The organism is Pseudarthrobacter cellobiosi, from assembly GCF_023913815.1.
GTDB lineage: Bacteria > Actinomycetota > Actinomycetes > Actinomycetales > Micrococcaceae > Arthrobacter > Arthrobacter cellobiosi.
In genome coordinates this window covers 93357-117729 of the sequence record NZ_JAMXBK010000025.1, presented here as the reverse complement: position 1 = coordinate 117729, position 24373 = coordinate 93357, and the positions used below count along the sequence as shown (strand labels likewise).

The window sequence follows — 24373 nt, the reverse complement described above, 5'->3', positions numbered from 1 at the left end:
GTTGCCGGTCGATCACCGCACCCTTGGTGCCCGCTAGCCGAACCCTCTACGGGACGGATTGACCGTTATCGGTCCTTCTTCTGTTGCGGGAACCTCGAAGTGGTCGAAATGGCATCTATTTGTACTTTCGCACCGAGCGGGAGCGCGGCTACTTGGAGGGTGGTCCGGGCAGGGAACGGTGCCTGCAAGTGTTTTGCGTAGGCGGTGTTGATTGCGGCAAAGTCCGCGTAATCCGTCAGGTAGAGCGTTGTGCGAACGATGTCGGACAGTCCTGAACCGACCTCGTGCAGGAGCGTTTCGAGGTTGGTGAGCATGGCAGCGCATTGCTTGCCGACGTCGTCGGACCCGAGGGCACCTGTGCGTGGGTCCTGGCCGATTATCCCTGCCGTGTAGCCGGTATCTCCGTGCTGCACAAAGTGCGAGAACGGGGCGGTGGACTGATGAAGTTGGGGGCTGAAGTGATGACGGATAGCTACCTCAGACTGCCTGATCAAAATCCGCTCCTTCCCGTGCGATGGCCAGGGGTGCACGCTGCAGGCGGGACAAGGCTTTGGCTGTTTCAGTGCCTGGTTCTGCTGTGTAGGTAAGGACGCGGTGGCCGGAATCGTCCGGCATGGTCAGGACCTCGAACCCCAGCTCCAAAACGCCGATCTGTGGGTGATCCAGTGTCTTGTACCCCGACATGCAGTTCTCGACCGGGTGCTCAGCCCACATGCTCGCGAACTCAGGACTTTTGAGGGTCAGTTCCCCGACGAGGGCTGCAAGGTCTGTGTCGTCGGCGAAGCGTCCGGAGAGCAGGCGCAGGGACGCCACTGCCCGGCCGGCTTCGGTGCGCCACTGCGGATACAGGGCGCGTGTGGCCTCGTCCAGGAAGAGCATACGGGTCATGTTCGGCCGCTCGGCCGGGGTGTCCGGGGCGTCGAAGTCCAGGTGGGAGGCGACGAGCCGGTGCCCGGCCTGGTTCCAGGCAAGGACTTCGGTGCGTTTGCCCAGCACCACCGAAGGAACCGGACCCATGGAGTCCACGAGGCGTTTTGTTCCGGGGCGGACCTGATCCGGCCTGCTCCGCATGGTCTTGGTTGTGCGGCGCTTGGCGCCGGACAGGTCGACAAGGTGTTTTCTTTCGACCTCGGTCAGGGCCAGGGCCCGGGCGAGGGAGTCGATGACGGCGTCGGAGGCGTTGACGTGCTGGCCCTGTTCCAGCCTGGCGTAGTAGGTCACGCTCATGCCGGCCAGTATGGCCACTTCTTCACGGCGCAGTCCGGGTACACGGCGGGTGCCGTAATCCATCAGCCCGACGTCGGCAGGCGTCAGCGCGGCCCGTCGCTTGCGGAGGAAGTCGGCCATGGCTGCTGGTTGGTTCACATCCCCGAGTATTCACGAACTTTCCCGAAGGTGGGTAGCACTGCCAGTGCTACCCACAACACGGCGTGGCTGTTCCTGTACGGCATCGGCAGGGTGGAGAGGAAAACCCGTACACACTCACAGTGATTGGACACCTTCGGCGATGACAGCACACGACACCACACCCCTTCCCCAACTCACCGCACCCCCGGAACCGCCGGTCAGCCATGCCCCTGCCCGGATGACGGGGCGGGAGCGGCTGATCATGGTCCTGCTGCTGACCGCGAGTTTCACCCTCGCCGTGGACTTCTCGATCCTGAACGTGGCACTGCCCCGGATTGGGGCCGACATAGGTTTTTCACTGGAGCACCTGCAATGGATCGCCACGTCCTTCGCGCTGTGCGCGGCAGGGTTCACCCTGTTCTTCGGCAGGGTCGCTGACCTGTTCGGACGCAAGCGGCTCTTCATCGCCGGCATGGCCCTGCTCGGCATCGGCTCACTCGTCGGCGGGCTCGCCACCGACCCCGGCCTGCTCCTCACCGCCCGCGTCGCCCAGGGCCTCGCCACTGCCGCCGTCACCCCGGCTGCGCTGTCGCTGCTTACCACGTCCTTCCCCGAAGGCCCGCTGCGGGACAAAGCATTGGGCCTGAACGGGTCCCTGATGGCTGCAGGGTTCACCGCCGGCGCGCTCTTCGGCGGGCTCCTGACAGATCTTCTGTCGTGGCGTTGGGCGTTCTTCCTCAATATCCCCATCGCCGTCTTCGTCCTGATCCTTGCCCCGAAACTCCTCACAGAATCTGCCCGCGGAAACAAGACGAAGCTCGACGTTCCCGGCGCGATCACCGTCACCCTGGCGCTGCTGCTGCTCGTCTTCGGCCTGACCACTGCCGGTGAAAAGGGCTGGGCTGACACCTTGGCCTGGGGACCACTGGCAGCTGGCCTTTTCCTGTTCGTCGTATTCTTCTTCATCGAAAAAAACACAACACACGCGCTGGTGCCCGTGACCATCCTGCGGCGGAACAACATCGCCTGGGGCAACATCGCCGGGATCCTCGCATTCGCCACTGAAACCTCCCTGGTGTTCGTCCTGACCCTGTACCTTCAGCAAGTCCTCGGCTACACCCCGCTCGGCGCCGGACTCGCGTTCGCGGTCCTGGGCGCCGGGACCGTCGTCGGCGGAATCATCGCCCCGAAACTGATCGGCAAACTCGGCAACAAGAACACCATCATCACCGGCCTCACCATCCAGGCCACTGCAACTGGCTCCCTGCTCTTCATTAACACTGATCAGGCCTCCCTGGTCATCGTGCTGATCGGAACGTTCGTCGGCGGCGTCGCGAACCTCGCCGCGATCGTCGGGTTCATGGTCACCGCCACCACCGGGCTCCCCGACACTGAACAGGGCCTTGCCACCGGCCTGACGACCATGAGCCAGCAGGTCGGCATCACGATGGGCATCCCCGTCATGAGCACCATCATCGCCGCGTCCCTGCTCCAGCACGGCACCGGCAGCGTCGCTCCGGACCGGGTCCTGGGTGCGGTGCTCCCCGCGATTGGCATCAATGCTGCGCTCTGCCTGGCAGCGGCACTCCTGGTCGCCCTGTTCCTCCGGAAGCCCGCAGCCGTCGCGGCCTAACCCTCACCACGGCACCTGGCTGGCAGAGGCCTTACGCCTGGTCGGCCGGGCGCCGCTACCTGCCAGAAGGAAGCGATACGATGCCCCTTGGTTTGATAGCCCTCGCAGCAGGCGGGTTCGGGATCGGCCTGACCGAATTCGTCATCCTCGGACTCCTTCCCGAAGTCGCCACTGACTTCAACGTCAGCATCCCGGTCGCGGGCTACCTCGTGTCCGTCTATGCGCTCAGCGTCGCCTTCGGCGGAATCTTCGTCACAGCGGTTGCTGCAGGACGGAACCCCAAAAGCACCCTTGCCTGGCTGATAGTCCTGTTCATCGCGGGGAATCTCATCTCGGCACTCTCCCCCGACTACACGGTGATGCTCATCGGCCGGATCGTGGCCGCGCTGTGCCACGGAGCGTTCTTCGGGGTAGGAGCTGTACTTGCTGCAAACCTTGTTCAACCTCACCGGAAGGCCGCCGCGGTCTCCATCATGTTCGCCGGGCTCACCACCGCGAACGTCCTCGGCGTCCCGTTCGGCACCTTCCTCGGGCAGAACTTCGGCTGGCGATCCACGTTCTGGGCCATCACCGGTGTCGGGATCATCGCCCTGGTCGGGATACTCGCATTCATCAAAACCCAGCCAGCGGCCCGTCCGGCCAATCTTGGGCTGGAACTCACCGCGTTCACCAACGTCCAGGTGTGGCTGTCCATCCTGATAACTGTGTTCGGGTTCGGTGCCATGTTCGGCGCCTTTACGTACATTGCCCCAATGCTCACCCAGGTCGCAGGGTTCCCGGAGGCAGCAGTGCCGTGGATGCTGGTCCTCTTTGGCGTTGGGCTGTTCGCCGGCAACATCTTCGGCGGCCGTGCAGCGGACAGAAACCTGGACAAAAGCCTTCTGATCCTCCTGTCCGTGTTGGCTGCCATCCTGTTCAGCTTCACGGCCGCCCTGGAGACCCAGTGGACGGCGGCCACCGCGCTGTTCCTCCTCGGGGTCTTCGGGTTCGCAGCCGTGCCGGGCATGCAGATCCGCGTCCTGCACTTCGCACGGGAAGCACCCGCCCTCGCCTCGGGAGTGAACATCTCAGCGTTCAACGTGGGCAACGCTATCGGTGCGCACCTGGGCGGGATCACCATCACCGCGGGACTGGGCTACGCGTCCCCGACCTGGGTCGGAGGATGCTTGGCCGTCACAGCGATCACCCTCATGGCAATCTCCGCTCGGCACCTGAACTCGCGGAACATTCATCACGAAAGGAGGAGGCAAGCGGCCCTTCCAGACCAGACCATTTCAATGTGACGCACTATGCTCCGCCACAGGGAATGGGCTGGAAGCAGATCAACCAGTAGTGCCTGGTTGATCTGCTTCCTCGGGTCAGGGGCGTTTGAAACCGGGCCTGGTGCTTCGTTCTTCGAGGGGTTCGAGTTCTTGGAACAGCGTGACCTGAAGGCCTGCAGGTGCCGCGAGCCTGGAGTTCAGTGACTTCCATGGGGTTTCCCTGGGTTCAGCGATCAAGGTGCCGCCGGCTTCAACCAGTTCTCTGGTCGTGGCAGCAGAATCGTCCACTTCGAATGCGACCCGGATCTTGGCGCTGGGTTGACCGTCGGCTTCTACCTGGTCAATCATTCTTACCTGGGAGGGGTTGGAGAGTTCCAGCGTGGCCCTGCCTGCTTCGAGGATCGTCACGCGGGCATCTCCGTCGCCTTCAAAAACGGCCTGCTCCGTCAATCCCAGAACATCGCGATAGAAGACTAAAGCGGCGTCATAATCCTCGGCCTCCACGATCAATCGCAACTGCCGGACCGGTGGTTTGGAACTTGTTTCAGTAGTCATGTCTGTACCGTAAAACCTGACACCAATGTGAGGGGCAAATCCCAATGCGTATCGGCGAGCTGTCAGCGGCAACCGGCGTGAGTGTGCGCTCTCTTCGCTACTACGAAGAACAACGCCTGCTAATGCCTGAGCGTTCATCCTCGGGGCAGCGGACGTACTCCCCCAACGCGGTTCAGCTCATCGGGTTGATCCAGCGACTCTTCAACGCCGGGCTGTGCAGTAAGGCCATCGCAGAACTTCTGCCCTGCATAAATGACCCGGCATCGCGAACACCTGAATTGCGCTCACGGCTCCTGCGCGAGCGTGAAAGGCTAAGTCACGACATCTCCAAAATTGCCGGGAACCGAAATTCCCTGGACAACCTGATCAGCTCACTGGAAGCGAAGTGAGTCAGACTCATCGGACCGGCGCTGACAGCTGGAACACCGTTCCCGGCTTCAGGGTGGCGGCACCAAGTGCCAGTGCTTCGTTTATTAGCTGTGCCGTCGGCCTCCCGCAAGGGCACGGTTCGATAGCCGATCCCTCACCGTTCAGCAGGTCCCTTGCTACGCTGTCGCCATGACTCATACGTTGCTCGAGCTCGAGCGAGCATTCCGTCTGTCTTGGAGCGCAGATACGACTTGTCTCGACGCCAAGAGCCTCGCGAACTGGCACCCCGACAATGCGGCACACGGCCAGTGCGGACCCACTGCTCTCATCGTTCAAGACCTGCTCGGCGGTGATCTCCTCATCGCAGACGTCAGAGGGGGCAACGAGGAGGACGAAGTCCATTACTGGAACCGATTCCCAAGTGGCCTTGAGATCGACCTCACGCGAGAGCAATTCAGAAGTCACCGCATCATCGGGGAACCCCGCGTCGTCGTCCGAACCCCAGAAGGGCCACGAGCGTACGTCAGCGAGTACCAGCTGCTTCGCACAAGAGTGCTGTCCGCGCTGAACCTCTGATCCATTCGCTCATGGAACGTCCGTTGAAGGAACCTCTACCGGGCGATTGTCGGGGCGCAAGCGGCGATTAGGTGTTCGATCACAGCACGGAGCGAGATTTTCCTAAGTTTTCCGTTCTGGTGAAACTTTTTAGGTGTTCCCGGACAATACAGGGCATGGGGAACCTGACTTCTGACGATGGCCAGCTGTGGCGCCGCAGCCTGGAGGGTGCGGGGGAGGCCTTCGCGGTGCTGTTTGACCGGCATCGTGACCGGGTCTTCCGTCATGCCTACCGGCTGTCCGGGAACCGCCATGATGCAGAAGACATTATGTCGACGGCATTCCTCGAACTGTGGAGGTGCCGGAGGAAGGTTCGGCTCGTTGATGGGTCTGTTCTTCCCTGGCTTCTCGTTACGACAACCAACGTTGCCCGCAACAGTGGACGGGCGGCGTTCCGCTACCGGAGGCTGCTTAATTCCCTCCCCCGCACCGAGGACGTTCCTGCCGCCTTTGGTGAGGTTTCCCACCACGATGAGGCTGTGGATAGGAGCGTGGCGACTGCCCTCGGAACGCTCAATGCCCTGGATTTGCAGCTGGTGAGCCTGGTTGTCTTCGAGGAATACACGATCGCTGCCGCCGCGTCCATCCTTGAGATGTCACCGGCTGCGGCAAAGAGCCGGATGCACCGGGCACGTCAGCGAATGAAAACGGCGATCAATGGAGCGGCCGGGCCAGAGCCCGCAGCGGCTCTGGAAGGAGAACTGCCATGAACCAGCTGCGCGTCGATGACAGCTTCAGCAATGCACTCCGGGCAGAACTCGTATCACGAGTCGAGAAAACATCGCATTCCCGGGCCCGGAAGCCGGCGCGGCTGTGGCTGGCCGCCGGGGCACTGGCCGGCGCCGCGATCCTGGGCGGCGTGGCTGCCGGGGTGTTGTTCCCCAGTAGCCAGCAGATCAGCCCACAGCCATCCGCGCTGGCGTCATACAAGCCCGAGGACACTTTGGCTGCCTTCAGCGGCCTTTCCCATGACTACGATCCAGTCCGTTCCCCGGAGGCGCTTGCCGCGCTTAGCCAGCTGATCGTGCAAGGAACCGTAGACGGAGTCCGCGAAGGAAGAACCGGCACGGGCACTAACACCATTGTCCTGATCGTGGACACCGACCACGTGGTCCGTGGCGAACTCTCTTCGGGCAATGACGGAAATGTGTACCTCGAACTGCCCGCCGGGGGCCATCCAGACCCCTCGTGCTACACGAAGGCGTTCCCCGAGGGCGCCGCGGTCGTCGCGTACATGGTGGCCGCCGCCCCTGACGGCCAGCCTGCAGAAGGAACCGACGTGAAGATCGAGAATCCAAAAGCGGGGCGTCCCGACGGTCAAGCACTGTACCTTCCCGCGGGGCCGCAGGGTCTCGCCCTTCAAGTCGGAAAAGAAGACGTCGTCTGGCCCCTCACCGGTGCACGGTCACCAGGGAAACTAGCGGACACGCTCCCCGGCGGGGGCCTGATCGCCGAATAGTCCGCGGTCTTGATCTTGAGAATCACCACCTCAACGGGACGCGGCGTTCAGTTTATGGAACCCTGAGCGGGCGGCCTGAATGAGACATCATTCCTACGCAGTGGCAACGAGCTCTAGTTCGAAGCCATCGGAGTTCACGAGGTAAGCGGCGTAGTGTTCGGGCCCACCAGCGTTCGGGTACTTGTCCAGGAACAACGGGCTCCAGCCGTGATGCGCGCTCTCTGAAGCCAGAGCGTCTACACCTTCTGGGCTCCCGGCCTTGAATGCCAGGTGATTCAGCCCAGGCGCGGTGCGCTGATGCTCTCGGCTGCTTAAGTCCGGTGATTCTTCGATAACTATGTAGGTCGGACCCAGTCTCCAGCTGATGCCGCTGATCCACGTCTGATAAGTCTCGTATCCCAAGCGGGACAAGACCCAGCCCCACTCATCCTTGGCCCGCTGGAGGTTGGGCACCCACAGTTCGATATGGTGCAGGGCGCCTTTGGAGTCATCGTTCACGTTGTGAGTCTTTCATGCGTCCAGATCCGGTTGAGCGACCGCGCTAAGGGTCTGCCACGTCGTCTCTTTGGGGATCCCTCACCGGGACAGACCCATGATTCATAAACATGGAAGGTCACCAACCGTGGCACATCGGACCGTGGAACAGCACCGGCATCGTTGTCGTCCGGCTACTCAACGAGCGTCAGGTTGCTCGGGCTGACAGCAGTAAAAACAACGGAACACGCCTTCTGCGCGCCAACTCGGCTTCGTCTCCGCCGAATCGGCCGGGTTCCGGTTCGCACTCGCGCAGAGCTGTCAGGGTGAATCCTGCACCAATAAGCGCGCCCACATACTGTTCGGCTGTCCGGTGGAACCAGGTCACGGTGTCACCCATCCACACGCGCTCCCGGGCTCCACCTACGAAGTAGTCATCAACCGTCCAACTTCCACGCGGCTGGTCCGGGGATGCTTGCACATCCGATGAGGTGATCACGGGGTGAAGGACTGAGAAGCACACCCTCCCGCCGGGGCGCAGTGCTGCACGACAGGACCGCAGAACGGCATCCAGGTCCTCAAGGTAGTGCAGCGCCATCCGAGAGACAACGAGGTCAACGCTCTCGGCGGGAAGCGATAGCTCCTCCATGTTCTGAAGGGCCACCGTCCCCCGAGCGTCTTGGAGTGTCTCCTCCGCCCGGGAGACCATCTCCCGGGAACCATCAATACCCAGATAGCTGGCACTTCCCTGTTGCAGGAGCATCGCACCCAGGGCTGCGTCCCCACACCCAAGGTCAAGGACATGTAGCCCTGCTACCTTTCCTAGCTCAGCAAGCAGCGCCGGCTCCTCCATCACGAAGTTCGGGCTGGACACTCCGCTATGGCGATGAACACCGTACCGCTCGGCCACGCCGGGACGGTCATAGAACAAGGCACCACTTTCAACTCCGGAGTGAGTCGCTGGGGATGAGTGGCCATCTTCCGAGATTGAGTGAGTCACCCTCACAGTCCACCACGCGGTGCACGAAGTTCGCCTGCGCCACTGGGCAATGCCTCGCTTCTTTGGGTTTGAGGTAAGGCCAACTGACGATCATCATCGTCCCGTTTGAGGGTCCTCTACCGACCGCAGCAGAGTATCTTGTTGCACTCCTCCAGAAGCGCGGGTGTGACTGTTAGTCGGGAATGGCGGCTAAATCGCAGCTCAGACTGGCGGTTCTGCTGTCCCGTTTACCGAAGGTTCATTGCAACACCGTTGCGGGGTGAGCTCGTCTGCGATGGCACCTGGTGTCCGGCATCGAGCGGCGAGACGCATCGTCCATGGGACATACCGAGACCTTCAATCTGGCTCTTGATTCAAGACCGCTCGACTCGTAAGAAGCGGGTCACATTCCGATACGCTGAAATGGTGATTTCAGACTCGATTCCATGGCGCGTAGAGCTTGCTCGCATCGCAAGCCGCCTCGAACGGAAATCTCGCCAAGAGAGTTGGTCGGACCGCAGCACTTTTCGCACAGAGAAGGACCTGATGCTGGCTGGTTACGCGATCCGCCGCCTCACAGAGGCCCGCAAGCTCTCCGACAGCCTGGTAGCAGCCCAAGTACCCGTTCTCCGGTATCCCCGCGTGGGAGTTATTCCTGACGTGTACAACAAAGAAGACATCGACAAGCATTACGCCCTCGATGCGCCAATACAGTCCCAAATAACACTCGGGCACTTCTGCAACCAACTCGTTCACAGCTACATACTCATGCACAGCTTCGAGGACATCATCGAACCGGTCGAGGAGGAAGACGGCACGATACTGGGCGGAGTGCGCTACTTCAACGGCGCGTTCGTGGCATCCGAGCACGAGCGGCGCAAACACGTCTATTTCTTCCCCTTGGACGTAATCACTGCCATATGCAGAAAGATTGCAAGCGAGGATGTCGTCGCTGTCGATATGCGGCGGGATAAAGATGGTCTGATGCAGATCACCCGCGTCATCTCCAGTACAGATCCTGCGTGGGAGGCTGAATTGCCGATACTGAACCACGAGGCCACACGGCCCTACTCATAACGAAGACGGACGAAGACCTCGGAGCTATTGCGGTCTGATCGATGAGGGATCCTTGAGCGGGCGGGGCCACCGCGTACCGCAGTCGTCCGTGGTGTTGGTGAACGGCTTGGTTCCTTATGCTTTGGGCCGTGCACTTCTCGGCAGTAGGTCCAGGAGTTGTTGGGTGTGCCCGGGTAGCTCTACGGCTGCCAGTCCGGTGATGAGTTCCCTCAAAGGGACGGGCTGATCGACCAGGACTTCATTGTTGGACAGGAGCCTGCTGGGCACCATCGTGTCGAGTTCGGGCTCGCTCAGTGTGGGGCCGGTCAGTGTGCACAGTGCATCTGCTTGGGCTTGGATGCGGTCGCGAAGTCCGGTGGTGCCGCCGGCCAAGGTGATGACGCGCCCGATGGTCCATGTATCGAGAGCGATGCGGTTGTCGTACGTCGTGTTGATCCCCGCGGCCACAGCTGACACGGCCGCGATCGTGGTCGCGTTCACGAGCGTGACGTGGGCCAGGATCTGCTCGGCATTCCATCCTCCGTCCTGCGGCGTGCAGCGCGTTTCGCCTGCATCCGCCACGGTGGAGGTGGCGTCGAGCAGTGTTTGGTAGGCATTTCGAAGTTGGGTGGTGTCCATTGCGTCTCCGGCTTCCTGCGGTCGTGGTGCACGTCGGGATGACTGGCAGTGGTGGGTTTTCTACGTGTGCGCGGGTGCCATGCCCCAAGGCGCTTGTGGGAGTACCTCGCCAGTTTCTAGAAGGGATTTCAGGTTCGCCAGCACGGCCGGCCAGCCGTGGGAAATACCGTTCAGCATCTCCCGGTTAGGAAGATTCTCGTGGGTCACGGTGAGCCGGACGATGTCCTCGTGCGGCTCGACAAGGAAGGTCACAACGGATGGTTCCCTCAGGGATTCGTCGTCGGGAGCATCATCGAAGGTGATGACCAGGCGTGTGGGAGGTTCGACCGTAATCACGCGTCCGGCGACATCGACGATCCCGGATCCATCGATGCGTTGATGTTCCCAAGCCGAGCCTGGCTGCCAATCTGAAACGTTCGCGTGGGCCCAGTACCGTGCGGTCACGTCTGCATCCGTCAGGGCTTGCCATACCTGCTCAGCGCTTGCCCGGATATAGGTGACATAGAGATAGGTCGGGACGGGGACAGGTTCGGTACTCATGGCGCTCTCCTCTGCTTGGTTCCTGATCGCATCAATCGTTCGCAATCGGGGCTTGTCGAATTCGGCGATCCACCGCTGCTCGATCTCTTGGATCGGCGTCGGGTTCAGGTAGTGGAGTCGTTCGCGTCCACGCCGCACGACAATCACCAGATTGGCTTCTTCCAGGATGTTTATGTGCTGGGTAGCTGACTGACGCTTCATGTCCAGGCGTTCGCACAGCTCGCGCAACGACTGACCGTTATGCTCGCGCAGACGGTCAAGCAGTAGCCGGCGGGTTGGGTCGGCCATCGCTTTGAAGACCGAGTCCATTTCTCTGTCCTCAGAACTCACAGGACCATTATGCAGGTACTTGCCTGCCTAACGTCAAGCGCCAGAGAAATCCGCACGCCCATGTTGGCCCTACCTCTGGTGCCCGTAAGCCGGTCCTTCACCGGCCCAAGCGCCACCCAAGATCTCCGGATCACGATCGCCGCATTTCCGGGGCCTGTCGATTCCCGCAAGACCCGCCCGCAAAAATGCCCGGTGAAGGGGCCCTATACGGCGCACTCCTGAGTCATCAGGTCCGCAGTAAGAATGCCAGGGCCAACAGCCGCGACCTAGACGCTGGCGGCCGCCCCGGACACGCGCACTGCGACCTGCCCGCTCCCCTGCGCCAGCTGCGAGGCTGCGGCTTCGTCGGCCACCACCGTCACGTGCGGGTGCAGCTGCAGGACCGACCCCGGGCAGTCAGCAGTGACCGGCCCGTTGAGGGCGGCGGCCAGGATGCCGGCCTTGTCCGCGCCGTTGACCACCAGCAGGAGATGGCGGGCTTCCAAAATGGTGCCCAGACCCTGCGTGATGCAGCGGAGCGGCACTTCTTCCGGCGTGCTGAAGTAGCGGGCGTTCGCCTCGCGGGTGCGTTCGGTGAGGACTTCCACGCGGGTCCTCGAATCCAGGGCGGAGCCGGGCTCGTTGAAGGCCAGGTGGCCGTTGTGGCCGATGCCGAGGATCTGCACGTCGATGCCGCCAACGCCGGCAATGGCGGCGTCGTAGTCAGCGGCGGCAGCCTCGGGGTCCGCGGCGCTTCCGTCCGGCACGGCAACGTTGGCGGGATCCAGGAGCAGCCGCTCCGTCACTTCCCGCCGGACAACTTCGGCGTAGCTTTCGGGGTGTCCGGCGGGGAGGCCCACGTACTCGTCGAGGGCAAAGGCCCGGACGGAGGACATGTCGGGCCGGTGGTTGGCGAGCGCCGCGTAGATGGGCAGCGGCGATCCTCCCGTGGCCACGCCCAGGACGGCGTCGGGCTTGCTGCGGATGACGGCAGCCAGGATCCCGGCGGCTACGGAACCGGTGGCTGAGGCGGTAGGCACAACGAAAATTTCCACAACAGGGGCACTCTCTACGAAAAAGGCAGGGCTAAGTCCGCCCGAGGCGTGGGCGGCGAAGGGAAAACAGGCTAGGCGGCCGCGACATCCTTGAGTTTCAGGCGGATGCCGTCAAAGTGGCGCTGCAGGCGTTCGGACGCAAGAGCCTTGTCCTTGTTGGCCACGGCCTCGAAGATGTCCCAGTGGTCCTGCGTCTGCTGCTCGAGGTTGACCGGGCCGGTACCGATGGCCAGGTGGATCTTGCGGTAAACCTGCCAGAACACATCCATGAGGTTGATCAGCAGCTCATTGTTCAGGGGGGCGTACAGGCGGCGGTGGAATTCGGCGTCGTGCTCATGCAGCGGCTCCCCCTTCTTGGCCGCGTCCTCCAAGGCTTCCATGGTGGCCCGCAGATCAGCCACGTGCTCGTCGGTGAGCAGGTCAATGGCCGGTCCGATCAGCCCGGACTCGAGGGCCTGGCGGACATCGATGAGCTCCATGGCTTCCTCGCCCTTGTGGCGGAGAGACAGCCGGCCGCGGAACGTCAGGCCGGACACCAGGGCGCTGAAGTTGTTGGGTGCAACGAACATGCCAAAGCCATGCCGGATCTCGATGACGCCCAGTGCCTGCAGTACTTTCAGGGACTCGCGGACGGTGTTTCGGCCCACGCCGAGTTCGGCGGAGAGCTCACTTTCGGTGGGCAGCGCGTCACCGACGTCAAGGCCGCGGTCCAGAATGAGGTCCATGATCCGCGTCTGCAGGGCATGCGAACGGAGCTGCGCACTGAAACGGGCGGGCGATACTTCTTGCGATGCGATGGCCACGTGGGTCTCCTCCTTGCCGCGCTTAGGGGTCGCGACTTGTCCTACATCTCAAGGGTACAGGAGATGGGACGTCCAATGTCTAGATATTGGGAACGTATTTTTTGAGCAGTGCCAACCCTGAGGGACCGAATCTAACCCAGGAGCGCCGAATCTAACCCAAAAGGGACCGAACAAGCTCGCGGCACGCCCGGTAACCAGGCGTTTTGGGGTCGATCAGGGCGTAATGGTCCCCGGGGACCCTGATCAGCCGGGTCTCCATGTTTGCCGTGGTTCCGGCGTTCACATAGGACTCGGACTGACCCAAGGGAACGGTGGTGTCCTCCGATCCCTGGACAGCGATGACCGGCACGGCCAGCGGAAGGGCGGTCATGGGGTCAGCGTACCTGTAGCGGTGCGGATATTTCGACGACGACCCGCCCAGGAGGTTGCTCACCGCACCGTTGCTGAGGTTCAGCTTCTCCGCCTCGGCCAGGTTGAGCAAGCCGGACTGGCTGACCACTCCGGTGAGGTGCACCGCGGAGGCATCTGAGGTGCGGGGCACCTGGCGGTCAGCATCCGGCATTCCCAGCTGGGCAAGCTTCCCCCGGCCGGCAGCCCAGGCGGCCAGATGCCCGCCGGCTGAATGGCCCAGCGCCACCACCGGACCCAGGTTCAGGGCATGCTTGGCCGCGAGGTCACCCAGCTTGTCGATACCGGCCAGCACGTCAATGAAGGTGTTTGGCCAGCCGCCGCCGTTTCCGGCCCGGCGGTATTCAAGGTTCCAGGCGGCCATGCCATGGGCGGCCAGGTCCTTGGCGATGGGCTCCCCCAGCTCTGCGCCGTACTGCGAGCGCCAGTAGCCGCCATGGATCACCACCACCACGCCGCGGTGCTCGGCGCCGGCCGGCAGCTCCGGCAGGAAAAGCTCGCCCCATTGGCTGGCGTCCTCGCCGTACTGGTACTTGTGCCGCTTCACTGCATCCCCCTTGGCACCGCCACCGGCGGTACCGTCCCGCTCGGCGCCGGGCGAACACGCGGCGCCGAGAATTCCAACGGCCGCCGCGGCAGCCGCACCAACCAACGTGCGAAAGACAAACGCCCGACGCCGCAGATCAGCCATGTGCCGAGCCTACAGCGTGGTGCCTCCCGGCAAAGTCGCCGAGCAGGTAACCGGTAGATTTGTGCCCGTGAATTCCATCAACGCGCACTGGACCGGGGCCTTTTGGGGTCATCACGGACCCCGAAGGCTGGCAGCACTTCCGGCGCCTCGATCCGGCCCTGCTGATATCCCCGGCCACTGACGGACTCGAGGACCGGGCAACCATGGGCGCCGCATCCGGGCAAGCTGGACGGCGTCGTCAGGAACGCTGGTCCTGGAAGCGGGAGGCACAGCCGACAGCTCGCCTTTTGACGTGCTGGTGGATGGGAAGCTCGCCCACCGGGTCACCTCAGCGGGCCGGGTGAGTTACGAGCTCGCCTTGGGAACCCTCAAGCAGGGGACTTCGGTCCAGCTAGGGCTCCCCCAGTTTGGGACGGTAAGGATCCGGGAAGCATCGCTGCGAGGAGAGGGCGTGGAATCGGTGACGGAGTCCGACAAACGCTGGCTGACGTACGGCAGCTCGCTGACGCATTGCCGGCAGGCTGACGGCCCGTCGGAAACCTGGCCTGCCCTGGTGGCGAACCGGTATGGCTGGCAGCTCACCTCGCTTGGATTCGCTGGCGATTGCCAGCTGGATCCCGCTTCGGAGTCAACGCTGCAGCAACTGTCGGCCGATTTCATCTCGCTCTGCCTGGGCATCAACTCCTATAGCGCGGCCGTTTTCTCCGAACGCAGCTACGCCAGCCAGGTCCTGGGTTTCCTGGCGAACATCCGCAAAGCCCATCCCTTGGCGCCGATTGCCGTCATCACCCCCATGCTGTCGCTGCCCCGGGAGGAATTGCCCAACGCCGTCGGGATGACCTTGAGGGACTACCGGGACGCAACCGCCGCCGTCGTGCGTGTCCTGCGGGAACGCGGCGACCACGGGTTCCACTGCCTTGACGGCGCCGCCGTCTTCACTCCCGACGAAGCCGCCGAACTGATGCCGGATACGCTCCATCCCGACAACACGGGCTACCGGCTGATGGCCGCACGGCTGGGCCCACTGCTTTCCGCCGTGGCGAACACGCCCTGACCCACTTTCTGCGGGCGCTCCCGGCCCTGGCTACTGATACTCAACCGGGACCACAGGCGGCCGCCCTGGAAGGGCGTAGTGTCGGTAGTAGGAGATTTCGGGGTGGCAAATAGGTCCGGGGTTGAATAATACGGGCCGCGCGCGAAGAGAGCGCACAGCCGCCAGCTGGGTCGTGTGACCCCGGCGATGCATGGAATTGAGGCCGCGTGGCCGAGAATGATGCCCTGCCGACGGTGGAGCAATTACAGGACCTGCTTCTTGAGAGTCCGGGTTTCACCGAATTCCTCCTGGGACTGACCGCGATTTCCACGTCCTTGCTGGGCGGGGAGACGCCCCTGCTGTGTGCCATCACGGTGGAACGGGAGACCGGGCCAGCGACGGTAGCCAGCAGCACGGAGACGGCCCGGAACCTGGACGAACGCCAGTACGCATTAGACGACGGTCCCTGCCTTACGGCGCTGCGGGAGCAGCGCACGGTCCTCATCCGTGATCTTCAGGCGGACGAGAGTTGGGCCTGGTATGCCGGGGCGGTCGCAGACGAAGGCATCCGGACAATCCTGGCCGTCCCCACCGACAACGGTTCCCGCTCCGCCCTAAACTGCTACTCAACCCAGCTGAATACGTTTGCCCCGGACACGGTTACCGCCATTGAGGAGCACGCTGCATCGCTGTCCCGGATCCTGCGGCTGGCAATCCGTGTGCACGCGTCGGACCCGTACCCGGAGCATTTGAGGTCGGCGCTGCGATCCCGGGCCGTTGTGGACTCGGGCGTGGCCCTGATCATGGTGCAGAACCGCTGCAGCCATGAAACCGCCGTCAAGCTCCTGCACCTTGCCTCCCGCAGCAGCAACCGCCGGCTGCATGACATCGCCGAGGACATCCTGCGCCATGCGTCAGATATCCCCGTCGTCACCGGAGGCGGGGAGAAATGATGGACGACGGCGGATTGGGCACCCCCCAGCCTGCCTTCGAGGCGGACCAGCGCAAGTTTGCGGCCGCCCAGTTCCAGAGCGGGAACATCAGCCTCCCCGGGCTATGGACCTGCTATTACGGGATCGGCGGAAACGTCGATCAGCTTGGGGTGGACGCCTATCTGCACGAGCTGGTGGAATTGGCCCCACTGCAGATGGATCTCATCCAGACCGCCACGGCGGACGGACCGGGAAGTGCACATGTCCCAGGACTTTGATATCCGAGAACCCGAATCCGGCAACGTTGGACGCGCCGGCGCCGGCCTGCACGAGTTTGTGCTCCACCTGCAGGACCTCGTCCTGGCAAGCTCCGACGTCCGTGAATTCCTGACGGACACGGCCGCGATTTTTGCCACGCAACTGTCACAGTCCGGGAACCGCTTGTCCTGCGGGATCACGGTAGTCCGGCAGAAGCGGCCGGTCGCTGTGGCGAGCAGCGATGCCCTCGCCCGGAACCTGGACGAATTGCAAAACAGCTTCGGCCGCGGACCGTGCCTGACAGCCCTTCGGACAGAATCGATGGTCCATGTCCCGGATCTGGACGCCGATGTCCGTTGGCCGAAATACAACCAGGCTGCCCGCCAGATGGGCATCGGCTCCATCCTGGCAGTACCAATGCATCTGCATGCTCCTGCTCAGGCGGTGATTAACCTCTACTCCCCCAACACGGATGGCTTCCCGCATCACGGGATTGATGCGACTGTTGGTCTGGCGGGCATCGCCGCCAAGGCGCTGGACCTTGCCCTGAACATCGCACAGTTGCGCGACGCGCGTGACGACCTCGCCGCCGCCCTGAAGTCCCGCACTGTCATTGACACGGCCATTGGGGCCATCATGGCGCAGAACCGGTGCAACCGCGATGCGGCATTCGAGATATTGGTCAAGGCCTCCAGTTACCGCAATATCAAGTTAAAGGAGGTGGCCGCCGGCATCATTTCCGGAATTGGCGGCGAACGGGAATTCCCCACCACCTACGATGAATAGCCAAACAGCCTGAATCCGTGCAGGTCCGGGTGCGCAGCCCACCACGCACGCTAGGCTTTACCTGAAGCGCTGAACGGTTCACAAACAGGCTCATCCGGCCCGCCGGAGGCCCGCCGGAGGCCGGTCACGCAGAATGGCCGGAGGCAAAAACATGATCAAGAAGTATCCCCTGGATGAACTATCCACTGCCTTGGGCAGGATTATGGGGCTGCTCCTCACGGAAGAAAAAGTGGACCACGCCGTCCAGCATCTGGCCCGCGCCGTTAGGGATTCCATCCCGGGGACTCTTGGGGCAGGTGTCTCAATCCTTGATCCGCATGCCCGCCCGATCAGTTCCGGGTCTACCGACAGCGTGGTGGAAGGCGCTGACGCCCTTCAGTACGAACTGGTCCAGGGGCCCTGCCTGACAGCCTGGGCCACCCAACAGAGCATCCTCATCCATGACGTTGCAACTGAAGCCCGCTGGCCAAACTGGAGCGCCGCCGTCGTTGACATGCCAATCCGCTCAGTCATCAGCACCCCGCTGATCGCCGACGGGCAGGCCATAGGTGCAATGAAGATCTACGCCGCCACCCCCGGCGCTTTTGTGGATGCCACCGCTGCCCTCGTGGAGCTTTTTGCCTCACCCGCGGCAACCCTTCTCTCGCATATCCAGACTGCCGAAACTCCGGAACGCATCAGTGAGAGCCTTCAATCGGCTCTCCACAGCAGGGATCTGATTAACCGGGCCTGCGGAATACTCATGGAGCGCCGAACTCTCACAGAGGACGCCGCCCTGCAGCAGCTGATGCGGCAGGCTCGCGCGACGCGCAGCATGCTTAAGGAAGTCAGCGCCATTGTCTTGGCAGGTGTGGCCTCCCACCCGCGTAGAGGCAGTAGTGATGGGCTTCGATAGCAGCGAACCGGAGCAACGCCGCCGGCTCCAGGCAGCATTGGCAGCAGCACAAGTCAGCACGGGTGACCTGTGGCTTTACTACTTCGGCATCGGCGGATCGGTCGGTGAGTATGAAGTGGAGGCCTACATGCAGGGACTTCTTTCCCTGCCCGAACTGCAGCGGGACCTCCTGGCCATGGCGGCCAACGAGCTTTCCTCCGACCAGCCCGGCCCGCGCGCGCCCTTTGCGGACGAGCTGGGGTCCGGGGATCCGGCCCGGCCCGAGGATTCCTAGCGGGCCAAACGCTCTCTCACTTAATGCCCCTTTTAGCCGAACCCTCTCTCACTTGATGCAGCTTTGAGCCGCACGCCCTCTCGCTTTCTTGAGGCAAGTGAGAGAGCGTTGGTGATTTTCCTGCGTTAAGTGAGAGAGCGTTTGATGGTGCCAGGGGCGTTGCCGCCCAGCCGTGCGGTGACTTTGTCCGCCGCTGCCCTGCAGGATTCGCCGAGGCTCTGCAGGCGCTCCTTGGAGACGCGGAACCGCGGGGCCGGGATGAGGACTGCTGCCACAAGGTCGCCGCGGTGATCATAGACGGGTGCCGAGATCCCCACTTCGTCAATGGAGGATTCGCCGTAGTTTATGGCCCAGCCGCGTCGGGCGTCGTCCTTGAGCCGGACCATGTAGGCATCCAGGCTGGATTCGTCCAACCCTGCATAGGTGATGGCCCCGCTGCGCAGGAGGGTACGGACGCGTTCTTCCGGTTCCTGCGCGAGGAAGACCTGCACGGAGGAGCTCATGGCGTCCCTGTAGCGGGCGCCGAGCGGGGTGGTGTGTTTTATCTGGTGATGGCTGGCGATCTGTTCCACACACATTGACTCATTACCGTTCCAAACCATGAGTGCGCTGGTTTCGCCTGTCCGCTCCGTGAGTTCGCGCAGGACAGGATAGGCGACGCGCCGTTCTTCCAGCTCGGCCAGGAGCGGGCCGGCGACGGCGATCAGTCCCAGGCCGAGGCGGAAGCGGCGTGTGTCAGGATCCCGCTCGACCAAATGTTCCTGTTCGAAGGTTGCGAGTATCCGTGAAACAGTGCTCTTGTGCAGACCCACCCTGTTGGCGATCTCGGTAACTCCAAGCAACGGTTCGTCTGCCGTGAATGACCTCAGGACCGCAATCGCGTTGACGATGACTGAGGCGCCCTTGGCATCGCCGTTGCCGTTGGTGTCAGGGTGTTCTGTTGCGCTCATGGTGCTACCTATCATTACCTATGAATGCCTGGAAGCGGCACCGCAGGGGCTGTGCCGCTTCCAGGCGGGCATATCGGCGGGTCAGGCTCCGATGATGTTGTATTCCGGGCCGAAGGGGAACTTGGTGATGTTCTCGGCGCCGTCGTCGCCGACAACCAGGATGTCGTGTTCGCGGTAGCCGCCGGCGCCTGGCTGGCCATCGAGGACGGTGATCATGGGTTCCATGGAGACCACCATGCCCGGCTCCAGCACGGTGTCGATGTCCTCGCGGAGCTCCAGCCCGGCTTCGCGGCCGTAGTAGTGGCTGAGGACACCGAACGAGTGTCCGTAGCCGAACGTCCGGTTCGCCAACAGCCCGTGGCCCACGTAGATCTCGTTGAGTTCCGCGGCGATGTCCTTGCACACGGCGCCGGGCTTGATGAGTTCAAGGCCGCGTTTGTGGACCTCCACGTTGATGTTCCAGAGTTCCAGGGAGCGGGCATCGGGTTCGCCGTAGAACAGGGTGCGCTCGAGGGCCGTGTAGTACCCGGAGGTCATGGGGAAGCAGTTCAGGGACAGGATGTCGTGTTCCTGAATCTTGCGGGTGGTGGCCCAGTTGTGGGCGCCGTCGGTGTTGATGCCGGACTGGAACCAGACCCAGGTGTCGCGGATTTCGGAGTCCGGGAACGTCCTGGCGATCTCGTGGACCATCGCCTCGGTGCCGATCAGGGCGACCTCGTACTCCGTGATGCCGGCCGTGATGGCGTTGCGGATGGCCTCGCCGCCGAGGTCGCCGATCCGGGCACCGTGCTTGATGACCTCGATCTCCTCCGCTGACTTGATCATGCGCTGGCGCATCGCTGCCTGCGCCACGTCCACCAGGGTGGCGCCGGAGAAGGCGGCCTGGATCTTGTTGCGGTTATCCAGCGGCAGCGAGTCGTCTTCGACGCCGAGGCGGCGCGGGTTGATGCCGCGGGTGCGCAGGACTTCCTGGATGGCGAAGATGTAGTTGTCGCGGCGCCAGTCCGTGTAGACGATGTTGTCGCCGTAGCTGCGGCGCCAGGGCATGCCGGCGTCGATGTTGGCGGTGACGGTGACGGTGTCGTCCTTGGTGACCACCATGGCGTAGGAGCGGCCGAAGGTGGTGAACAGGAAGTCGGAGTAGTACTTGATGGAGTGGTAGCTGGTCAGGACGACGGCGTCCAGGTCTTTCTCTGCCATGATCCGGCGAAGACCGGCAATGCGCCGCTCGAACTCTGTGTCGGAGAAGGTCAGGGAGACCTTCTGGCCGTTGTTGAGGACCTTCAGCCGCTCCAGTTCGGCGACGGACGTGGCGTTTTCAGATGCTGTGGTGGTCATGGTGGTGATGCCTTTCTTTGGTGCGGTTTTGCTTGAGGGGAGAAGCGGTTGAACGAGGTTGGCTATTCGTGGCGCAGCGGTTCTTTGCAGGTTTCCCTGGATAGTGAAACGGCGATCAGGGAGATGACTGCCGCAGCCACGAGGTACCAGGCCGGGGCAAGATCGCTTGCAGTGGCCGCGATCAGGAGCGTGGCCATGAACGGGGCGGTGCCGCCGAACAGGGCGTTGGAGAGGTTGAAGCTGACCGCGAAGCCGCTGTAGCGGACCCGGGTGGGGAACATCTCGGCGAGGAAGCTGGGCAACGTTCCGTCGTTGAGGGTGAGCATCGCGCCCAGCAGGATCTGCACGAGGACGATGACCAGGAAGTTCCCGGTTCCCAGCAGTGCGAAGGCCGGCACTGTCAGCACAATGAAGGTAATGGATGCGGCGATGAGCACTTTCTTGCGTCCGTACCGGTCCGAAAGCATCCCGGTCAGGAAGATAAAGCCGATGTACGTGACCAGCGCGATGGTGGTTGCCAGGAAGGATTCGGTTGCTCCGAGGCCCAGTTCCGAGGACAGATAGGTGGGCATGTAGCTGAGGATCACGTAGAACCCGACGGCGTTGAGAAGCACTGCTCCGACGGCCTGCAGCAGCTGCCGCCAGTGGTTCCGGAACAGGCTGGACACGGGCGCCTTGATGGCCTCGTCCTCGGCCGCCAGCTCGCGGAACACCGGGGTGTCCTCGAGCTTGGTCCGGATGTAGCGGCCGATCAGTCCCATCGGGGCGGCCAGCAGAAACGGCAGGCGCCAACCCCAGCTTTGCATGGCCTCGGAACTGAGAAGGACTGTCAACAGGCCTGCGATCAAGGAGCCGAGGAGCAGGCCCGCTGCCGTACTGGCGGGAACAACCGCGGCGTACAGGCCGCGCTTGTTGGCGGGAGCGTACTCGACCAAGAAGGCGGAAGCTCCTGCGTATTCACCAGAAGCGGAGAAACCCTGCGCTACCCGGATGACCAGAAGCAGGATGGGAGCCCAGATGCCGATCGTGGCATAGCCCGGAATGAGGGCTATACAGAAGGTTGCTCCTGACATGATCAAGATCGAGAGGGAGAGCGCTGTCCGCCGGCCCACCCTGTCACCGATGTGGCCCCAGACGAAGCCTCCGAGGGGCCGCACCAGGAACGAGATTGCGAACAGGGCGAACGTCAGCAGAAGCCCTGTCTGGGGATCTGATTCAGGGAAAAAGACTGTCGCGATCGTGACGGCAAGATAGCCGTACACGGCGTAGTCAAACCACTCGACGAAATTGCCGATGAAGCTGGCCGCAATGACTCTGCGGCGCGTTTCTTTGCTGACCACGTTGTCAGCAGGTTCAAAATTCTGGCCGCTCATGGTGCTGCGGCCGCCCGCACGAGCGGGAGAGGAAGTTTCGTTACTCATGTATCCACCAAGTTGTTGGGGTTGCAATCAGCGCAACGCTGTTGCACCAGACTAGGCGTGATCAGGAACACAGTCAATGGTTATTTTGCATCACGGCATACAGCTCCCCGCGGGGGCAGTGTCTGGCTTCCCGGCGACGCGCGGCAAGAGAGGACGACGCAAGCAGTTGCGTAGGATGAAAGCATGTTGCGACAATTGGCAGGCGCCCACGCCCTCACCCGGACAGCGGACGAACGCAGCCCAAGAGCGCTCTATTGACACCCTCCGTGGCGGCTGACATATTTTCGATTACGCGCTATGTGCACCGTGTTGTGTAATACGCAATAACTTCAGTTCAGCAGCCAGCGGTTGAGGGCCCGGAGCTGCGGCGTTAGAACCTTTTGAACCCGACGGGTCGTCTGGATTGCCCGGAGCGCCGTCGCCCAGGAGTCCGTGGACTCAGGAAAGGAACACCAGCTAATGGTTCACAGAGTCAAGGCGGTCATCGCCAAGGAAAAGAATGCCCCGGTATCGGTGGAGACCATCCTGGTCCCGGACCCCGGTCCGGGGGAGGCGTTGGTGGACATTCTCACTTGCGGGGTTTGCCACACGGACCTGCACTACAAGCAGGGCGGCATCACTGACGATTTCCCCATCCTGCTGGGCCATGAGGCCACGGGGGTGGTCAGCGCCGTCGGACCGGGCGTCACCGAGGTGTCTCCCGGTGACCGCGTGATCCTGAACTGGCGTGCGGTGTGCGGTGAATGCCGGGCATGCGCCAAGGGCCAGCCGCAGTACTGCTTCAACACGCACAACGCCACGCAGAAGATGACACTTGAGGACGGCACGGAACTCTCGCCCGCGCTGGGCATCGGCGCCTTCGCGGAGAAGACCCTGGTCGCCGCCGGGCAGTGCACCAAGGTGGATGACGACGCCGATCCCGCCGCCGTCGGGCTGCTCGGCTGCGGTGTGATGGCCGGCATTGGCGCCGCCATCAATACCGGTGAGGTCAAGCGCGGCGAGTCCGTGGCCGTAATCGGCTGCGGCGGGGTGGGCATCGCCGCGATCGCGGGCGCCAAGCTGGCCGGTGCCACCACGATCATCGCCGTGGACATCGACGCCAACAAGGTGGCCATGGCCAGGTCCCTCGGGGCCACGCACGGCGTGGATTCCAGCAAGGAAGACCCCGTCGAGGCCATCCGGGCCCTCACGAACGGCCATGGTGCCGACGTGGTGATTGACGCCGTCGGCCGTCCCGAAACGTACAAGCAGGCGTTCTACGCCCGCGACCTCGCCGGGCGTGTGGTCCTGGTGGGCGTCCCGACGCCGGACATGAAGCTTGAGCTTCCCCTGCTGGACGTTTTCGGCCGGGGTGGCTCGCTGAAGTCGTCCTGGTACGGCGACTGCCTGCCCTCCCGTGATTTCCCGATGCTGGTGGCGCACTACAAGCAGGGCAACCTGGACCTGGACGCCTTCGTCACCGAGCGCATCACCATTGACCAGGTGGAGGAAGCCTTCGCCAAGATGCACGAGGGCAAGGTCCTGCGCTCGGTCGTAGAAATCCGTCCGGCCGCTGGGGCCGTGTCCGCGACGGAGACCGCGTGAGCGTCACCATCGAAAACCTGGTCACCTCGGGCACTTTTGCGCTCGACGGCGGCACCTGGGACGTGGACAACAACGTCTGGATCGTGGGCAACGAGGACGAATGCGTGATCATCGACTCCCCGCACGACGCCGCGGCGATCATCGGCCAGGTCCGGGGCCGGAAGGTCCTGGCCATCCTGCTCACGCATGCGCACAACGACCACATCGGGGCTGCACGTACCGTGGCGGAGGCCGTGGGAGCGCCCATCTACCTGAACCCGGAGGACCTGGTCCTCTGGAAGCAGGTCTATCCCGACACGGAACCGGACCGGGAGCTGGCCGACGGCGACGTCTTCGAGGTGGGCGGCACCGCGCTGCGGGCCATCCACACGCCCGGCCATTCCCCCGGCTCCACCTGCTTCCTGCTCGAAAGTGAGGGAACTGTCTTCACCGGGGACACGCTGTTCAACGGCGGCCCGGGTGCGACGGGACGCTCCTACAGCGACTACCACACGATCCTCGCCTCGATCCGCGAACGGCTGCTCATCCTCCCGCCCGAGACGGTGGTCCGCACCGGCCACGGCGAAAACACCACCATCGGGGCCGAGCGGGAAACGCTGGCTAAGGTTTCCCAGTAAGCAGGGTCTTGAACATCAGCATCCCGTTGAGGCGCGCCAGGTCAGCTGGCGCGCCTCAATGGGCGTTTCGGACATGAATGGCGTGAGCCGC

The 24373-nt window shown here is 63.0% G+C and carries 28 protein-coding genes; 15 read left to right on the top strand and 13 right to left on the bottom strand.

Annotated features, from left to right (window positions below):
* Positions 1–65: 65 nt before the first annotated feature.
* Both NG701_RS12470 and NG701_RS12465 read right to left on the bottom strand, forming a co-directional pair.
* Positions 66–494, bottom strand: a complete 429-nt coding sequence (locus NG701_RS12470; RefSeq protein ID WP_252567886.1) for a RidA family protein — start codon at positions 492–494, stop codon at positions 66–68.
* On the bottom strand, positions 478–1365 hold the full coding sequence (locus tag NG701_RS12465; protein ID WP_252567884.1) for a helix-turn-helix transcriptional regulator: 888 nt from the start codon (positions 1363–1365) through the stop codon (positions 478–480). The genes NG701_RS12470 and NG701_RS12465 overlap by 17 nt, the downstream gene beginning before the upstream one ends.
* Before the next feature lie 142 nt (positions 1366–1507).
* On the opposite strand from NG701_RS12465, the gene NG701_RS12460 reads away from it, so the two are divergent.
* Both NG701_RS12460 and NG701_RS12455 read left to right on the top strand, forming a co-directional pair.
* Positions 1508–2980: an MFS transporter gene (locus tag NG701_RS12460; protein ID WP_308292601.1), complete on the top strand. Its 1473-nt coding sequence runs from the start codon at positions 1508–1510 to the stop codon at positions 2978–2980.
* Between the two features lie 80 nt (positions 2981–3060).
* On the top strand, positions 3061–4263 hold the full coding sequence (locus NG701_RS12455) for an MFS transporter (RefSeq protein WP_252567883.1): 1203 nt from the start codon (positions 3061–3063) through the stop codon (positions 4261–4263).
* A 75-nt stretch (positions 4264–4338) separates the two neighbouring features.
* Here NG701_RS12455 and NG701_RS12450 read toward each other — a convergent pair whose 3' ends face one another.
* Entirely contained in the window at positions 4339–4797 is a 459-nt protein-coding gene (locus NG701_RS12450; protein WP_252567881.1) for a VOC family protein, read from the bottom strand.
* 44 nt (positions 4798–4841) lie between these two features.
* Here NG701_RS12450 and NG701_RS12445 point away from each other — a divergent pair, with 44 nt between their 5' ends.
* The 4 genes from NG701_RS12445 to NG701_RS12435 all read left to right on the top strand — a co-directional run bounded on the left by NG701_RS12445 (position 4842) and on the right by NG701_RS12435 (position 7240).
* Complete coding sequence (locus NG701_RS12445) at positions 4842–5186, top strand: MerR family transcriptional regulator (protein ID WP_252567879.1); 345 nt, start codon at positions 4842–4844, stop codon at positions 5184–5186.
* 169 nt (positions 5187–5355) lie between these two features.
* Complete coding sequence (locus NG701_RS21510) at positions 5356–5742, top strand: YunG family protein (protein WP_445260472.1); 387 nt, start codon at positions 5356–5358, stop codon at positions 5740–5742.
* A gap of 155 nt (positions 5743–5897) precedes the next feature.
* The gene (locus NG701_RS12440; RefSeq protein WP_252567878.1) at positions 5898–6491 is read left to right on the top strand and encodes an RNA polymerase sigma factor; all 594 of its coding nucleotides are present in this window, start codon (positions 5898–5900) and stop codon (positions 6489–6491) included.
* The gene (locus NG701_RS12435; protein WP_252567876.1) at positions 6488–7240 is read left to right on the top strand and encodes a hypothetical protein; all 753 of its coding nucleotides are present in this window, start codon (positions 6488–6490) and stop codon (positions 7238–7240) included. The genes NG701_RS12440 and NG701_RS12435 overlap by 4 nt, the downstream gene beginning before the upstream one ends.
* Positions 7241–7333: 93 nt before the next feature.
* On the opposite strand, the gene NG701_RS12430 is transcribed toward NG701_RS12435, so the two are convergent.
* Positions 7334–7738 (bottom strand): VOC family protein, encoded by a 405-nt coding sequence (locus tag NG701_RS12430; protein WP_252567874.1) that lies wholly within the window; start codon positions 7736–7738, stop codon positions 7334–7336.
* Positions 7739–7922: 184 nt separating this feature from the next.
* The gene (locus NG701_RS12425; protein WP_252567872.1) at positions 7923–8588 is read right to left on the bottom strand and encodes a class I SAM-dependent methyltransferase; all 666 of its coding nucleotides are present in this window, start codon (positions 8586–8588) and stop codon (positions 7923–7925) included.
* Positions 8589–9239: 651 nt separating this feature from the next.
* Between NG701_RS12425 and NG701_RS12420 the strand changes: the two genes are divergently transcribed.
* On the top strand, positions 9240–9770 hold the full coding sequence (locus NG701_RS12420; protein WP_252567870.1) for a hypothetical protein: 531 nt from the start codon (positions 9240–9242) through the stop codon (positions 9768–9770).
* Positions 9771–9884: 114 nt separating this feature from the next.
* Here NG701_RS12420 and NG701_RS12415 read toward each other — a convergent pair whose 3' ends face one another.
* From NG701_RS12415 to NG701_RS12395, 5 genes are all read right to left on the bottom strand, one after another.
* The gene (locus NG701_RS12415; RefSeq protein WP_252567868.1) at positions 9885–10388 is read right to left on the bottom strand and encodes a hypothetical protein; all 504 of its coding nucleotides are present in this window, start codon (positions 10386–10388) and stop codon (positions 9885–9887) included.
* Positions 10389–10448: 60 nt separating this feature from the next.
* Positions 10449–11258 carry an ArsR/SmtB family transcription factor gene (locus tag NG701_RS12410; RefSeq protein WP_252567866.1) on the bottom strand — a complete coding sequence of 270 codons (810 nt, stop codon included), beginning with the start codon at positions 11256–11258 and terminating at the stop codon, positions 10449–10451.
* Positions 11259–11524: 266 nt separating this feature from the next.
* Entirely contained in the window at positions 11525–12292 is a 768-nt protein-coding gene (locus tag NG701_RS12405) for a glucosamine-6-phosphate deaminase (protein WP_252567864.1), read from the bottom strand.
* A gap of 71 nt (positions 12293–12363) precedes the next feature.
* Positions 12364–13089, bottom strand: coding sequence for a FadR/GntR family transcriptional regulator (locus NG701_RS12400; protein ID WP_374208693.1), 726 nt, complete (start codon positions 13087–13089; stop codon positions 12364–12366).
* A gap of 157 nt (positions 13090–13246) precedes the next feature.
* Positions 13247–14194 carry an alpha/beta hydrolase gene (locus NG701_RS12395; RefSeq protein WP_256472025.1) on the bottom strand — a complete coding sequence of 316 codons (948 nt, stop codon included), beginning with the start codon at positions 14192–14194 and terminating at the stop codon, positions 13247–13249.
* 292 nt (positions 14195–14486) lie between these two features.
* On the opposite strand from NG701_RS12395, the gene NG701_RS12390 reads away from it, so the two are divergent.
* The 6 genes from NG701_RS12390 to NG701_RS12365 all read left to right on the top strand — a co-directional run bounded on the left by NG701_RS12390 (position 14487) and on the right by NG701_RS12365 (position 18372).
* Positions 14487–15248 carry a GDSL-type esterase/lipase family protein gene (locus tag NG701_RS12390; protein ID WP_252567860.1) on the top strand — a complete coding sequence of 254 codons (762 nt, stop codon included), beginning with the start codon at positions 14487–14489 and terminating at the stop codon, positions 15246–15248.
* A 206-nt stretch (positions 15249–15454) separates the two neighbouring features.
* Entirely contained in the window at positions 15455–16180 is a 726-nt protein-coding gene (locus NG701_RS12385; protein WP_252567858.1) for a GAF and ANTAR domain-containing protein, read from the top strand.
* The gene (locus NG701_RS12380) at positions 16177–16437 is read left to right on the top strand and encodes a hypothetical protein (RefSeq protein ID WP_252567856.1); all 261 of its coding nucleotides are present in this window, start codon (positions 16177–16179) and stop codon (positions 16435–16437) included. Before NG701_RS12385 ends, NG701_RS12380 begins: the two co-directional genes overlap by 4 nt.
* A complete protein-coding gene (locus NG701_RS12375; protein WP_252567854.1) occupies positions 16421–17203 on the top strand; it encodes a GAF and ANTAR domain-containing protein in 783 nt (260 codons plus the stop codon). The genes NG701_RS12380 and NG701_RS12375 overlap by 17 nt, the downstream gene beginning before the upstream one ends.
* A 151-nt stretch (positions 17204–17354) precedes the next feature.
* Positions 17355–18098: a GAF and ANTAR domain-containing protein gene (locus NG701_RS12370; protein WP_252567852.1), complete on the top strand. Its 744-nt coding sequence runs from the start codon at positions 17355–17357 to the stop codon at positions 18096–18098.
* Positions 18085–18372 (top strand): hypothetical protein, encoded by a 288-nt coding sequence (locus NG701_RS12365; protein ID WP_252567850.1) that lies wholly within the window; start codon positions 18085–18087, stop codon positions 18370–18372. Before NG701_RS12370 ends, NG701_RS12365 begins: the two co-directional genes overlap by 14 nt.
* Before the next feature lie 125 nt (positions 18373–18497).
* Here NG701_RS12365 and NG701_RS12360 read toward each other — a convergent pair whose 3' ends face one another.
* From NG701_RS12360 to NG701_RS12350, 3 genes are all read right to left on the bottom strand, one after another.
* Positions 18498–19322: an IclR family transcriptional regulator gene (locus tag NG701_RS12360; RefSeq protein WP_252567848.1), complete on the bottom strand. Its 825-nt coding sequence runs from the start codon at positions 19320–19322 to the stop codon at positions 18498–18500.
* An 81-nt stretch (positions 19323–19403) separates the two neighbouring features.
* Positions 19404–20660, bottom strand: coding sequence for an aminopeptidase P family protein (locus NG701_RS12355; RefSeq protein ID WP_252567846.1), 1257 nt, complete (start codon positions 20658–20660; stop codon positions 19404–19406).
* A gap of 62 nt (positions 20661–20722) precedes the next feature.
* Positions 20723–22081 (bottom strand): MFS transporter, encoded by a 1359-nt coding sequence (locus NG701_RS12350; RefSeq protein ID WP_252567844.1) that lies wholly within the window; start codon positions 22079–22081, stop codon positions 20723–20725.
* Positions 22082–22540: 459 nt separating this feature from the next.
* Between NG701_RS12350 and NG701_RS12345 the strand changes: the two genes are divergently transcribed.
* Together NG701_RS12345 and NG701_RS12340 are read left to right on the top strand one after the other, a co-directional pair.
* Positions 22541–23665: an S-(hydroxymethyl)mycothiol dehydrogenase gene (locus NG701_RS12345; protein WP_252567842.1), complete on the top strand. Its 1125-nt coding sequence runs from the start codon at positions 22541–22543 to the stop codon at positions 23663–23665.
* Positions 23662–24282: an MBL fold metallo-hydrolase gene (locus NG701_RS12340; RefSeq protein WP_252567840.1), complete on the top strand. Its 621-nt coding sequence runs from the start codon at positions 23662–23664 to the stop codon at positions 24280–24282. The genes NG701_RS12345 and NG701_RS12340 overlap by 4 nt, the downstream gene beginning before the upstream one ends.
* Positions 24283–24373: the final 91 nt, after the last annotated feature.